The sequence below is a fragment of the Sphingopyxis sp. YR583 genome, from assembly GCF_900108295.1.
Taxonomy (GTDB): domain Bacteria; phylum Pseudomonadota; class Alphaproteobacteria; order Sphingomonadales; family Sphingomonadaceae; genus Sphingopyxis.
The window spans coordinates 975,737-987,700 of record NZ_FNWK01000001.1; the positions used below are offsets into that span (position 1 = coordinate 975,737).

Consider the following 11,964-nt stretch of genomic DNA (forward strand, 5'->3'; position numbering starts at 1 on the left):
CGGCTCCCCGCCTTGCATAATCGGAGAGACCGCATCGCGAGCGCGATCGGGGAGGGAGCCGGGACACCGGCTCCCTTTCGCTTTGCCCACGCCCTCCGCTCATCCGGGCGCGGATATGAAAATGGCCCGCCCCGGGGGGATGGGACGGGCCAGTTTCAGTGCCGGCGCGCCCGATTGCGCCACCGGCTCTCTGTTGTCCGGGGGATGGGCTATTCGGCCTCTTCGAACAGGTCGACCGCGTTCGCGGCATTCGCCGACAGGCGCACCGTGTCGCCCTCGACCGCCGCGACCAGACCGGCGGGCAGATAATGATGCTTGCCGTCGCCGCTGTCGGCCTTGGTCAGCTTGATGCGCTCGCCGTCGAGATGGTCGACAGTGCCGATGTGGACGCCGTCGGCACCGACGACGGTCTGACCTTCCTTGATCGCGCTATGGTCATGCTCTGCCATGGTCATTCTCCTTGCCGCTCCGAAGGGAGGAGCCTCTGCACCATACGCACAGAAAGCCGAGTCGGCTCCCCTATACCAAGGTAGGGCGCCCGAAAGCCGCGCCCGCTTTCCATCCGGCCGCCGCGCCGCTACCGTCCGGCCATGCGTTCTCTCTCCCTGCTCGCAGCCGTCGTGTTTCTCGCCGCGCCGCTCCCCGCCCTCGCCTGCTCGGTCGCCTCGGGCTACCGCATCCCGACGAACATGGAACTGACCGAGAGCGCCGACATGATCCTGCTCGCCACCGTCACCGGCGGCACGACGATGGACGAGGCGACCGACCCCGACACGATGCGCATCGATATCCGGCCGGTCGCGGTGCTGAAGGGCGACCCGGCGGCGGCGCCGACGACGCTGCCGATCGCGCTCGCGACCGACCGCTTTGCCCTGCTCAGCAATCCCTATGACCTCGAAAATGCGCACCCCCTGTCCCAGATCGGCGGCTGCATCCGCTATATGGTGCCCAAGGGATCGCGCCTGATCTTCTTCCTTGACCGGCACGACGGCTTATGGGGGCCCGCGGGCGGCCCGTTCAGCCGCTGGGCCGAGGATGTGCTGACCGACGATGCGCCATGGCTCGCGGCGACGCGTCTCTATCTCGAAGTCGCGGCGCTTCCCGAAGCCGACCGCAAGCCGGCGCTGATCGCCCGCCGCGATGCGCTGCGCGCCAAGGGCGACGATCCGCTGGCCGCGCTGCTGGCCGACGATATAGACCGCCAGCTCGCCGGGCCGAACGCCCCGCTCCGCGAGGAATTGCCGCAGCCGTCGGAGGACATCACCGCCGAAGAGGTCGAAGCGATGGCCGACGGCGCCATGGCAGCGGCGAAATGCGCAGCGGCCGCTGCCAGCGACGCGGAAATGAAAGCGTGCGCCGACCGATAAGGATCGGTTAGCACCAGGGGCGGCGCCGTCCCTCCCAGGGCCTCGCCAGCCCCTCGTCGATCAGCACCGACCCGACGCTCATCCCGCCGCGCGTGACGATGCGCAGCTTGCGGCCGTAACGATCGGTATCGCGGTCGGCCTGTTCCAGCGTGAACGCGCCATCGTTGAGCCATAGCTGGAGCCGCCCGGTCGCCGCCTCACCCAGCGCGGCCTCTTCGGCGCAGCGCGCGGGATGCGTTTCGGGGGTGTCGATGTCGGCGATGCGATATTTCTCGCCCGCGAACCAGAAAGTGTCGCCGTCGACGACGCAATTGCTGCCACTGCCGCTGTGGCAAAAGCCGAACCGGGCCGACAGCGCATCGCGCGCCGCGCCGCCTTCGCCGCCCGCGAACAGCTCTGCGACCGGCGCGGGCAATATGCCGGTGATGGTCGGGACGCGCTGAAAGGTCGCGAGCGACACGACGAACGCCACGGCCATGACGGGCGTCAGCCACAGGTTCGACCCAACGCCGCGCCGCCTGCGCAGGGGCTTGCGGCGGTGGCGAACGGCGCGGCGGTGCGGATAGTGGAAATCGGGCCCAGACATGGCCCGACCCTAAAGGTGGAGGCTTAGCAAAATCCCAATGAGGCGGCTCCGCTATGGCGGACGAACGACGTCAATCGCGCCCGGTACGGCGCCGTTTCGACCAATAGCGATGGAGGGAGCCTGCGATCAGGGCGCCCCGCGCGGTTCTTCAGGCGGCGGCCGCCAGTATCTTCGTCTCGATCACCCGAATGAAAACCTCGGGATCCTGCGCGCCGGGGATCAGCATGCGGCCGCCCGGAATGAAGGCCGGCACGCCGGTTATATTCTGGTCGGCCCAATAGGCTTCCTCGGTGCGCACCATTTCGCCGAACTCGTCCGATGCAAGGATGGCGGCGGCGCGCGCGCGATCCAGCCCGACCGACGCCGCGACATCGGCCAGCACCGCATGATCGCTCACATCGCGATTGTCGGTGAAATGTGCGGTGAACAACGCCAGTTTCAGCGCGGTCTGCACGCCTGTTGCACCGTCCTGCTCCGGCTCCTCCAGCGCGCCCGCCCAGGTCAGCAGGCGGTGCGCATCGAAACTGTTACGCATCCGGAAATCGGGCCCGCGGTTGAAGGTGAAGCCAAGCTCGGCGGCGGCCCCGGCCATCTTCCCGCTGTTCGCGCGGCTCTGTTCGGCGCTGATCCCATATTTGCGCATCACATGGCTTGCGGCATCCTCGCCCTCGGCAGGCATATCGGGGTTCAGCTCGAACGGGTGCCACTGGACATGAAAATCCAGCCGCCCCGCAAAATGATCCATCACCTTGCGGAATTTCAGCCAGCCGATGATGCACCAAGGGCACATCACGTCGGACACGATGTCGACGCTCAGGCGCGGCACGCGCGGTTCGGTCAAAATTCTTCTCCTGCCGGCGCGCCGCCGCGCTCAGTCGGAGCGGCGGTCCTTGCCCGTCCGCCGGTCGCCCTTGCGACGATCCGGTCCGTTGTAATTCGGGTCGTCGGTTGTTCGGCGATCACCCGATCGCCGCTCCGAACTTGCCCTCTTATCCTCATCGCCTGCCATACGCTTCCTCCCCACCACAAAGGAAAACAGAAGCGACCCGGGGCGCAGTAACTCACAAAATGGTTAAAATGACAAGTAAGGCCGGAAATCCGTCGAATATCAGACAGTCAGCTTAGGGGTAGGAATCTAACGTTCCTTAGCCTCTTTCGTCATGCCGGACTTGATCCGGCATCCATAGCTGCGCCGTCGTCATGGACCCCGGATCAAGTCCGGGGTGACAAAGCTGGTGATGTCCGCAACCCGCCCACAGCGCTATTCGCTGTGATCTTTCGCAGGCGGCCGAGCTGAAAGGAAAAGTTGAGCAAGGCCGTAAGGGGCCGCTCCGAGTGCGCAAATTAGAAACGCACCGGCGGGGAAAACTATCAGAGCCATTCCCGCCCCCTCACGAAGATCGCTCGTAAATGCAACCCACACGCCATAGGCGAGAAAAAGCATGGCTCCGAAAAGGCAGATGAACCAGAACGCCCGGAAGTATCGCAGAATTCTCGCGAACAAGCCTTGTCCACCTGCCGCCTCGACAGCCAAATGATGACGGTATTTTGCTAGAAGACCCATTGATGTACGTCACCCCGTTAGGCGCGATGTGGACAAAATATCGATAATCTCGACCTCCGCAATCGGCCGCTAGCAACCGGCCCCGGTTCAATGCACCACATCATTCGTAGTCGGCTCGCTCGCCACCGGGCGCGACAGCACCCACCAGCTGCCGACCATCAACAGCACCGTCAGCGCCTCGATGATCATCGCCTGCACGATGCCGCTATTCACGGTATCGCCACTCGCCACCCCGAACAACCGGCCCGCAAGCGCGGTTCCATACAGGGCAGCGGGAACGAGCAGCGCGCGCAACCAGCCCGGCACCAGCGCGCCGATCGCGGCGGTGCCCGCAGCGACGATGAAAAAGGCCGACAGGTCGGCGCGGATCGTATTCGTGGCGGGCCCTTCGACCAATATGCCGAAGGTCTCGGTATAGCTGGCGGGATCGAACAGCCCGCGTGCGCCGACGATGGCAAAAAACGCCGCCCACAGCAGGACCGCGCCGCGCAACACCCAATTGACCATCATCTTTCTCCCCAATTTGCCGGCAGGCTGCGGCATCGGGGCAAAAAGTGCAATCTATTCCGGGTTGAAGTCCGCGGCGAACGTCTCTTCGATCCAGCCTCCGCCCAGCACGCGCGTATGGTCGCGGGCATCATAGAGCACCGCTGCCTGCCCCGGCGCGACGCCATATTCGGCGTCGGCGAAGATCAGCCGGTCGCCGGCAACGCGCGCGGGAACCGGCTTTGCCATGCTGCGCACCTTCGCGAGCACGTCGCGGCCCTCCACATCGGCGAGCCAGTTCGCCTCGCCCAGCCGCGCCGCCGAAACCGCGAGCGCGCGGCGCGGCCCGACGACAACCGCCTTCGTCTCGGCCTCCAGCCGCACGACATATAAGGGTTCGGCCTGTCCGCCGATCTCGATCCCGCGCCGCTGGCCGACCGTATAATGGATCAACCCCTTGTGCGCGCCGAGCACCGTGCCGTCGACGTGGACGATCGCGCCCTGATCGTCGGCGTCGGGGCGCAGCTTGCGCACCAGCGTCGCATAATCGCCGTCGGGGACGAAGCAGATATCCTGGCTGTCGGGCTTGCCCGCGACGCCGAGCCCCAGATCGCGCGCGATCTCGCGCACGACGCTCTTTTCAAGCCCGCCCAAGGGAAAGCGCAGGAAGTCGAGCTGGTCCTGCGTCGTCGCAAAGAGGAAATAGCTCTGGTCGCGTGCCGGGTCGACCGCACGGTGCAGTTCGGCGCCGGCGGGGCCCATCACGCGGCGCACATAATGGCCGGTCGCGAGGCAGTCGGCGCCAAGCTCTTTCGCCAGCCGGAACAGGTCGGTGAATTTCACCCCCATGTTACAGCGCACGCACGGGATCGGCGTCCTGCCGCTCAGATATTCGTCGGCGAACTGGTCGATCACCGTGTCGCGAAAACGGCTTTCATGGTCATAGACATGATGCGCGAAGCCCAGCCGGTCGGCGACCGCGCGCGCGTCGCGAATATCCTGGCCAGCGCAGCAGGCCCCGACGCGCTTCGCCTTGGCGCCATGATCGTAGAGCTGGAGCGTTACACCGATGACCTCGGCACCCGATCGCGCGGCAAGCGCGGCGACCACGCTCGAATCGACCCCGCCCGACATCGCGACGACGATTCGCCGGTCCTTCAGCGGCGAAGCGAGCTGAAAGTCGGCTTGGGCGAGCCCGGCAGGAGAGGCAATCGTCTCGATCATGGTCGGCGCCATCTAGGGATGCAGTTGCAAAAATACCAGCTTTTCCGCCGTAGCTGTCAATATATTGACGCGGGTTAAGCTTCGCTAACGGGTTCTGAAACCGGCATTTACGGGACTTTAGCTCCTGTGCCGTAGATGAGTCGCATGAACCTTGTACCGTCCGATCTCCCCCGCATTGCCGGCGCGGCCCGACTGTCGAAGCCCGGCTTCGACATTCTGCTGGCCGTGTCGAGTGCGCGTCAGGCAGCGTTGCCGACCGTGCGGCAGTTGCGGGCGCACGCACATCGCGAACGCCACATGGCGAAGCTTAATGCGCTGCGCGACACATTCTGCGGGACGCCCGCTAACACGGAACAAAAGGGCCCGCGCATCGTTCGCTTTTTCGACCTGTCCGACGATGTGAACGCCCTGCCCGAAACTATGAACAGCCTGTTTACCAGAGGGCTTCAGCCGATGTTGAATCCCTCTGTTTTAGATCCGAATGCGTCGGACACACCCCCCTCCGACGTTTCAAATATGGAATGAATATGATCGAGAATCAGAAAATCCGGCCCGCACAGGTTATCGGCCCCCTCGGGGAACCGCTGACGCTGGACTCGCTGCCGCCCCCGTCGACGACCCGCTGGGTCGTTCGCCGCAAGGCAGAGGTCGTCGCGGCCGTCAACGGCGGGCTCCTGTCCGTCGACGAAGCGTGCGAACGCTATGGGCTGACCCTCGAGGAATTTGCCGGATGGCAGCGGTCGATCGACCGCAGCGGCATGCCCGGACTGCGCGTCACGCGCATCCAGCACTACCGCGACCTGTATGAGCGCCAGCAGCGCTTCTGAGGCCGCGGAACCGGACCAGGCACGAGAGAGGGCGCTTCGGGCGCCCTCTTTTTTTGCGCTCGCGGGTGGACAGTCGACGGGGCGGCCCGCTACCGGCGCGCGATGGGTATCACAGCAACGATCATGAACACCGCCACCGGCCAGCCGATCCAGAAGATGAGCTTCGGCCGCATGCCCAAGCCTTGGGCGAGCTTCAACCTCGCGACCGGCGAACTCGTCACCGCCGAACGGATCGACGTCACCCCGCCGGCGCCCGGAAAATTCGCCGCGACGGTGCAGGTCTGGGTCAAGGTCAAGCCGCCCGCCTGATCGGTATTGCAAAGAAAATGGGCCCGATTCCAGTGCGATGACAATTTCATTGCAACCCTGACGTTCATCCCGCGTTAAGCCCCCGAGTCAACTTTGGGAGTCACTCGATATGCGTAAGATGTTCATCACCCTCGCCGCCACCTCGGCCCTCGCGCTCGGCGCCTGCCAGAGCCCCGCCGCCGACAAGGTCGAGGATCAGGCCGAAGCCAAGGCCGATGTGATCGACGAACAGGCCGACGCCATGCCCGAAGGCCCGGCGAAGGAAGCAACCGAAGCGAAGGCCGACGCCGTCGAAGCCGCGGGCGAGGAAAAGGCCAACGCGATGGACGACAAGGGCGAGATCGCTCCGTCGGAAGTCGGCGCCACCCCGCCGGCCGACCCCGCGAAGAAATAAGAACCACGAAACAAGGGCTGCCTCCCCTAAAGGGCAGGGTGAAGGGCGCCGGTCGATTCCGGCGCCCTTTATCGTGCGCGCCGTTCCTTCTCCGTCTCTTTCGCACCCTGTGATCGCGATCACCGCGCTTGGCGCCGGCAACCGTTATTGACCCGTTTCGGGACGGGAACATACTCCAAGCGAGAGGATCCACGGACCACCCTTCCGCCGCCCCCAGCGACCCAGGGCGGCGGGAGGGACTAGCCCGCCCGACCTTCGCCTTCCCCATCGCCTTCCAGCGCGCGCAAGACATCCTGCACCCCCGGCGCATCGGCATCGGCGCGCAGCGATGCGATCGCGTCCGCGACATCGAGCCGATATTCGGCGACCCCCGCCGACTCGACAGCCCACGCCGCGCCCAGCGATTTGACCAGCCGCCGCGCCGCGGCATTTTCCGACAGCATATGCACGTCGAGCCTATCCAGCCCCTCGGCGCGGCAATGGACGAGCAGCGCCGCGGTCATCATCCGCGCCAGCCCCAGTCCGTGAAATTCGTCGAGCACCGCGACCGAAAATTCGCCGACCGGCCCGTCGTGCCGGTGGCGCACCGCGTGCACCGCGCCGATCGGTGGCCGCCCGGGGCAGTCGCTGCAAATCGCGCCCCACGCGATATGGTCGTGCCCGTCGACATCTGCGAGCCTTTGCACCACCGCATCGGGCAGCACCGGCGCGGGCGAGAAAAAGCGCAGATAGCGCGACTCCGCCGACAGCTTCGCAATGCCTTCGCGGATCAGCGGCGCATCGTCGGGATTGATCGTGCGCAGGCGCACCGCGGTGCCGTCGTTGAGCGTGCAATCCACGACGATATCTTCGATCCGCATGCCCATGCGTGCCTCTCCGTCGGTTCCGGTCATCGCGGCCTCCCGCTCCGCGACGATAGGCAAGGCCCCGCCCGTCCGCAATCCACCCCCATCCACACCCCCACCCACACCGGGCGCGGGCCATTAACCCTCAGCAATTTCCCCGCACGCGATCGGTGAAATGTTGAAAGCCGAACCGCCCTTAACTTTGGTAAAAGTTGCATGTCGAAGTCGGAAAGGTTGCACATCTGTGATCCATGATCACCCACTGAGCGACAACGCGCCCTATGAGCTGCTCGGCGACCGCCTCGCGCGGCTGCGCCGGGCGCGCGGATACAGCAAGACCGACATCGCCGACCGGCTCGGCGTCACCGTCACCTCGATCTGCTATTGGGAACAGGGCCGCTCGCGCCCGCGCCTCGCGCGGCTTCAGGCGCTCGCCGACCTTCTCGGCACCTCGCCGACCGAACTTTTGAGCCGCGACACCGCGCCCGGCGGCGATCATCTCTCCGACCTCGTTGCACGCATGCGCGCCGAAATCGCCCACGCCGCCGGCACCACCCCGTCGAAGGTGCGCATCACGATCGAGATGTAGCCGCCCGCACGCCGCCAACCCGCCACCCCCTCCCCCTTCGTCGCCCCGACCCTGACCGGGGCGGCGTTGGGCGCGCAAACCGCGGCCGTTTTTCCCTTTCCTACATTGTTCCAATATGGTTCGCTTGAAATATCCAGCGAACCATAGGAGCAAAATTGATGTCACAGGAAATCCTCCCGCCCCTCCCCGCCGCCCTCGAGGCCGAGGCCGATCCCGCGATAAATCCCGACGATCTGCCCGACGATCTCGCCTTCACCCCCGTCGAGCGGCGCAGCAAGCGCTGGACCGGCATCAACGCCCAGAAGCAGCGCATCTTCATCGCGCATCTCGCCGCGACCGGCGCGGTCAGCATGGCGGCAAAGGCCGCGGGCCACTCGACCGCGGCCTTCTATCAGCTCCGCAAGCGCGACGACGCGGGCAGCTTCGCCGCGGCGTGGGACAGGGCGGTCGAGGCGGGCGCGCGCCGCGTCGCCGACCTGCTCATGGAATATGCCATCTATGGAGTGCCCGAGACGATCTCGAAGCGCGGAGAGGTCATCCTCGAGCGCCGCCGCCCGCACATCCGCGCGATGCAGCATATCGCCGCCAGCCGCTTTCCCGAGAATTTCGGCGCCATCGACCCCGTCGACGGCCGCCCCGCCAGCGCGATCCCGCACAGCATCCACCGCCTGCGCGAGAAATGGCGCGCCGAGTGGGAGGCCGAGCGCCAGGCCGCAATGCTCGAACACAACCGGCGCGCGAACCGGCAGGAAACTGACCTCGACGATCGCCTCCGCATCATCCGCACCGGCTTTCAGCGCAAGATCTCGCACGATCCGGTCAAGCGCGCCGCATGGGATCTGCTCACCGGCCCCGGCACCGATTGGGCCGCGGCGCGCGCACACGACGCCTATATGAATCCGCAAAAGCATGAGTGGCACATGTACCACCCCGACATGATCGTGCCGCTGGCGGCCGGGGCGGGCAATATCGACTGGGAGGAACAGGAAGGCGGCGACCTCGCCAACCCCAACCCACCCCCCGCCGACCATGTCCCGTGGACCGAAGGCGGCCGCGAGGACGAACTGTGGTTCGAACGCTTCGAGGATCATATGATCGAGGGCGAAGTCGGCGAGAGCGACATCGCGAACGGCCGGATCGCGCGCGGCGACATGCGCATGGCCGCCTACACCGTCCGCGAACAGGCCGAGGCGTGGCAAGCCGCGCGCCAGCCCGTGATCCAGCACCCCCACGGCTTCCTCGAAGACAACAGCCTCAGCGGCGGCGCCACCGGCCGCGAACGCGACGGCGCGCGCCGACGGATCGAACGCGCGATCGCCGAGCTGGAGCGCGAATGGAACGCCGCCTACAGCGAGGAAAGCTGGGCCGCGTGGAAGGCGGGCGGCAGCGCCACCGCCGAAACCGACAGTATGGAGGACGCCCGATGAGCCTCGAACGCGCCCTCGACGAAAACCGCATCTGCGCCCGCTTCGGCCGCATCGTCCAGATCGACTGGATCCAGCCGCGCGAGCCCTATGGCGGCTGGACCGACGCCGCGCATCTGGAGCCCGAGCCGGTCCAGACCTGCACCTCGGTCGGCCGCCTCGTCCGCGACGACGATTGCATCAAAATCCTCGCCGCCTCGGCGATGATCGTCGGCGACGAGGAACGGCTGATGCTGAGCGGGATCATCGAAATCCCGGCGCGGTGCGTGGTGCGGATTGTGCGGTTGGGGGAAACGGTTCCTTGAGCACCACTCGGCGTGATCGACGAATATTGTTCGCTGTCAGCGAATAATTGTTGACAGGGCGCAATCAATGACCTATATACCCTTCAAGCATTCGGGAAAAAGGCAACAGACCACCTTAAACTCTGGATGAGCAATCATCCGCGGGATCGGTTTCGGCAGATCCTCCCACTTATCGGCAAAGTGAGGGCACCGCACGCGCGGGACCACCGCCACCACCGATAAGGCGCGTTCGGGTGGACCGGACGCGAAGGGTTAGGGGGGGTGCGTTTTCTCCAGTTGTTGCTCCTTACGGTGGAGCTGGCCCTAATTCTGGGGCGAGCGATTAAGGAGTAAGTACCAATGGGTTCAACCCTACCGGATGCCGAGAAGACGCATGCGACGACTAGCCGCAGTAAGCACCCTTTTAAGGATGCGCTGCTGAGGCCGAAGACTTGGAAGATAGCATTGACTATCTTGAGTATCGCTCTCAAGGTTTTTCGTGTGATCGCGAAGTTCGGGGAAATGTTCGAGTAAACCCCCCTTAATTTCTTAAACCAACAAAAGGGGCTTTGTTGGAGGTATATATGTATGATCGCGCTTTAAAAACCATGCGCCAGTATCACAGACTCTCGCAGTCCGATCTGGCTGATCAATTGAAAATTTCCAGGTCTTACCTCAATGAAATTGAAAGAGGGAAAAAAGATCCTAGCCTTGAAGTTCTTTCAAAGTACGCTTCAAGATTTGATATTCCGGTTTCATCTATTATGCTTTTTGCAGAACGAACGCAAAACGGGACCTATGACAAAGCAAGAGTCTTTCTCGCCGACAAGGTGTTAAAAATGCTCGAGTGGCTGGCAGAAGATACGGAAGATGAGCACGAATCGACGTCGAACAGATCAGCGCATTCCCATTGATCGATGCCATTTATATGGCATTCGATCCCCGCACGCCCTTGCAAAAAGGCTCGGCTGGGATCTTAACAAGCTCGATGGCCTAGCTGCTTACGGAAGCTATCGAGTTTTCCAGCACAAGGAGACCGGGCGCTTAATTCAAGAGCCCGGTCCCGCGCTGCAGAGCCTGCACAGGCAGCTACACCGATACTTGAGCCGGGTACAGATGCCAGAATATTTGCATTCTGCGGCAAAAGGACGTTCTTATCTTACCAATGCGCGTTCTCACGTGGGCGCGGGGGCTTTAATTAAGGTCGATATCGCTAAGTTTTATCAGTCTGTACCGCAGCATAAGGTTATGCATTTCTTTCGCGATGAAATGAGGTGCGCCGAGGATGTAGCCGGACTTTTAGCAAATTTAATTTGCTTTGAAGGAAAACTTGCGACGGGTAGCGCCATTAGTCCAATTATATCTTATTATTCTTATAAAAATCTATTCGATAGCCTAGCTAATCTAGCAAATAAGCATGGATTAGTAATGACATGCTATGTCGATGACATAACCATGTCAGGTCCAAATGCATCAAATCTCGTTTTGCACGAAGCGCGGACGATGATTTTTAGGGCGGGCCTGCGTGCGCACAAGGATAGGAGATTTCCGTCATCTGCGCCAAAGGTCGTTACGGGCGTCGTGGTGACCGATCAAGGTGTCGAACTTCCGTTCTCTCGCTGGCAGAAGATCCGCGCACAGATACGAGAAATCGAAGGACTCGGTAACGCTGCTGATAAGTTGCGACTTTATCCTCGCTTAGTGTCTCGGCTTTACGAGGCGGCTCAGATAGATTCCCAATGTCGAGCGAGAGCGGAATATTATCACGCCCAATGGCGCCAAGCAAAACGTCAAGTTGCCATCGGCAGTATGGCGGACGGTACTGAAGCGGTCGCAGCCTAAGGGCGTAGGTATTGCGAAAGGAGCCCCTCTAGGCTGTGCAGCGATGGCGTAGCTTAGTCCCGCGAACATGGGGCAAACTAAGCATCACCTTGCATCTGCAGGGCAACAATATTCCCGCTTGTGGAGTGTTCACAGTCTCTAGTGGGTGCATCCGGCGAGCGGGTGGAAGCTGCCCCGCAGCTTCGCCTGATCCGCCCACCTGCCCTATTTCTGCTTTGATAAA

The 11,964-nt window shown here is 63.4% G+C and carries 16 protein-coding genes; 10 read left to right on the forward strand and 6 right to left on the reverse strand.

Translation table 11 applies throughout. The features are described from left to right. Positions 1-209: 209 nt before the first annotated feature. Entirely contained in the window at positions 210-449 is a 240-nt protein-coding gene (locus BLW56_RS04505) for a DUF2171 domain-containing protein (RefSeq protein ID WP_093509429.1), read from the reverse strand. Between the two features lie 141 nt (positions 450-590). Here BLW56_RS04505 and BLW56_RS04510 point away from each other — a divergent pair, with 141 nt between their 5' ends. Continuing rightward, positions 591-1,367, forward strand: coding sequence for a hypothetical protein (locus tag BLW56_RS04510; RefSeq protein ID WP_093509430.1), 777 nt, complete (start codon positions 591-593; stop codon positions 1,365-1,367). 7 nt (positions 1,368-1,374) lie between these two features. On the opposite strand, the gene BLW56_RS04515 is transcribed toward BLW56_RS04510, so the two are convergent. From BLW56_RS04515 to mnmA, 4 genes are all read right to left on the reverse strand, one after another. Further along, a complete protein-coding gene (locus BLW56_RS04515) occupies positions 1,375-1,953 on the reverse strand; it encodes a thermonuclease family protein (RefSeq protein WP_256203298.1) in 579 nt (192 codons plus the stop codon). 148 nt (positions 1,954-2,101) lie between these two features. Further along, entirely contained in the window at positions 2,102-2,794 is a 693-nt protein-coding gene (locus tag BLW56_RS04520) for a DsbA family oxidoreductase (RefSeq protein WP_093509431.1), read from the reverse strand. A gap of 810 nt (positions 2,795-3,604) precedes the next feature. Beyond that, the gene (locus tag BLW56_RS04525) at positions 3,605-4,027 is read right to left on the reverse strand and encodes a hypothetical protein (protein WP_256203299.1); all 423 of its coding nucleotides are present in this window, start codon (positions 4,025-4,027) and stop codon (positions 3,605-3,607) included. 51 nt (positions 4,028-4,078) lie between these two features. Further along, a complete protein-coding gene (gene mnmA, locus BLW56_RS04530) occupies positions 4,079-5,227 on the reverse strand; it encodes a tRNA 2-thiouridine(34) synthase MnmA (RefSeq protein WP_093510786.1) in 1,149 nt (382 codons plus the stop codon). 144 nt (positions 5,228-5,371) lie between these two features. On the opposite strand from mnmA, the gene BLW56_RS04535 reads away from it, so the two are divergent. The 4 genes from BLW56_RS04535 to BLW56_RS04550 all read left to right on the forward strand — a co-directional run bounded on the left by BLW56_RS04535 (position 5,372) and on the right by BLW56_RS04550 (position 6,757). Beyond that, positions 5,372-5,752, forward strand: a complete 381-nt coding sequence (locus BLW56_RS04535) for a hypothetical protein (protein WP_093509433.1) — start codon at positions 5,372-5,374, stop codon at positions 5,750-5,752. A gap of 2 nt (positions 5,753-5,754) precedes the next feature. Further along, the gene (locus BLW56_RS04540) at positions 5,755-6,054 is read left to right on the forward strand and encodes a CtrA inhibitor SciP (protein ID WP_037518529.1); all 300 of its coding nucleotides are present in this window, start codon (positions 5,755-5,757) and stop codon (positions 6,052-6,054) included. A gap of 102 nt (positions 6,055-6,156) precedes the next feature. Next, positions 6,157-6,363 carry a hypothetical protein gene (locus BLW56_RS04545; protein ID WP_083435639.1) on the forward strand — a complete coding sequence of 69 codons (207 nt, stop codon included), beginning with the start codon at positions 6,157-6,159 and terminating at the stop codon, positions 6,361-6,363. 109 nt (positions 6,364-6,472) lie between these two features. Continuing rightward, positions 6,473-6,757, forward strand: a complete 285-nt coding sequence (locus BLW56_RS04550) for a hypothetical protein (protein ID WP_093509434.1) — start codon at positions 6,473-6,475, stop codon at positions 6,755-6,757. A 239-nt stretch (positions 6,758-6,996) separates the two neighbouring features. Here BLW56_RS04550 and BLW56_RS04555 read toward each other — a convergent pair whose 3' ends face one another. After that, positions 6,997-7,650 carry a GNAT family N-acetyltransferase gene (locus BLW56_RS04555; RefSeq protein WP_093509435.1) on the reverse strand — a complete coding sequence of 218 codons (654 nt, stop codon included), beginning with the start codon at positions 7,648-7,650 and terminating at the stop codon, positions 6,997-6,999. A 196-nt stretch (positions 7,651-7,846) separates the two neighbouring features. Here BLW56_RS04555 and BLW56_RS04560 point away from each other — a divergent pair, with 196 nt between their 5' ends. The 5 genes from BLW56_RS04560 (at position 7,847) to BLW56_RS04580 (ending at position 11,741) form a co-directional block, all read left to right on the forward strand. Next, complete coding sequence (locus tag BLW56_RS04560; protein WP_177175815.1) at positions 7,847-8,191, forward strand: helix-turn-helix domain-containing protein; 345 nt, start codon at positions 7,847-7,849, stop codon at positions 8,189-8,191. A gap of 158 nt (positions 8,192-8,349) precedes the next feature. Then, entirely contained in the window at positions 8,350-9,618 is a 1,269-nt protein-coding gene (locus tag BLW56_RS04565; RefSeq protein ID WP_093509437.1) for a hypothetical protein, read from the forward strand. Further along, a complete protein-coding gene (locus BLW56_RS04570; protein WP_093509438.1) occupies positions 9,615-9,920 on the forward strand; it encodes a hypothetical protein in 306 nt (101 codons plus the stop codon). Before BLW56_RS04565 ends, BLW56_RS04570 begins: the two co-directional genes overlap by 4 nt. 563 nt (positions 9,921-10,483) lie before the next feature. Then, a complete protein-coding gene (locus tag BLW56_RS04575) occupies positions 10,484-10,813 on the forward strand; it encodes a helix-turn-helix transcriptional regulator (protein WP_093510787.1) in 330 nt (109 codons plus the stop codon). After that, the gene (locus tag BLW56_RS04580; RefSeq protein ID WP_093509439.1) at positions 10,770-11,741 is read left to right on the forward strand and encodes a reverse transcriptase family protein; all 972 of its coding nucleotides are present in this window, start codon (positions 10,770-10,772) and stop codon (positions 11,739-11,741) included. Before BLW56_RS04575 ends, BLW56_RS04580 begins: the two co-directional genes overlap by 44 nt. Positions 11,742-11,964 lie beyond the last annotated feature (223 nt).

What these genes read in the sequence shown, in the direction of transcription:
- BLW56_RS04505 (WP_093509429.1), bottom strand. Translation starts at nt 449, where the DNA reads ATGGCAGAGCATGACCATAGCGCGATCAAGGAAGGTCAGACCGTCGTC.
- BLW56_RS04510 (WP_093509430.1), top strand. Translation starts at nt 591, where the DNA reads ATGCGTTCTCTCTCCCTGCTCGCAGCCGTCGTGTTTCTCGCCGCGCCG.
- BLW56_RS04515 (WP_256203298.1), bottom strand. Translation starts at nt 1,953, where the DNA reads ATGTCTGGGCCCGATTTCCACTATCCGCACCGCCGCGCCGTTCGCCAC.
- BLW56_RS04525 (WP_256203299.1), bottom strand. Translation starts at nt 4,027, where the DNA reads ATGATGGTCAATTGGGTGTTGCGCGGCGCGGTCCTGCTGTGGGCGGCG.
- mnmA (WP_093510786.1), bottom strand. Translation starts at nt 5,227, where the DNA reads ATGATCGAGACGATTGCCTCTCCTGCCGGGCTCGCCCAAGCCGACTTT.
- BLW56_RS04535 (WP_093509433.1), top strand. Translation starts at nt 5,372, where the DNA reads ATGAACCTTGTACCGTCCGATCTCCCCCGCATTGCCGGCGCGGCCCGA.
- BLW56_RS04540 (WP_037518529.1), top strand. Translation starts at nt 5,755, where the DNA reads ATGATCGAGAATCAGAAAATCCGGCCCGCACAGGTTATCGGCCCCCTC.
- BLW56_RS04545 (WP_083435639.1), top strand. Translation starts at nt 6,157, where the DNA reads ATGGGTATCACAGCAACGATCATGAACACCGCCACCGGCCAGCCGATC.
- BLW56_RS04550 (WP_093509434.1), top strand. Translation starts at nt 6,473, where the DNA reads ATGCGTAAGATGTTCATCACCCTCGCCGCCACCTCGGCCCTCGCGCTC.
- BLW56_RS04555 (WP_093509435.1), bottom strand. Translation starts at nt 7,650, where the DNA reads ATGACCGGAACCGACGGAGAGGCACGCATGGGCATGCGGATCGAAGAT.
- BLW56_RS04565 (WP_093509437.1), top strand. Translation starts at nt 8,350, where the DNA reads ATGTCACAGGAAATCCTCCCGCCCCTCCCCGCCGCCCTCGAGGCCGAG.
- BLW56_RS04570 (WP_093509438.1), top strand. Translation starts at nt 9,615, where the DNA reads ATGAGCCTCGAACGCGCCCTCGACGAAAACCGCATCTGCGCCCGCTTC.
- BLW56_RS04575 (WP_093510787.1), top strand. Translation starts at nt 10,484, where the DNA reads ATGTATGATCGCGCTTTAAAAACCATGCGCCAGTATCACAGACTCTCG.
- BLW56_RS04580 (WP_093509439.1), top strand. Translation starts at nt 10,770, where the DNA reads ATGAGCACGAATCGACGTCGAACAGATCAGCGCATTCCCATTGATCGA.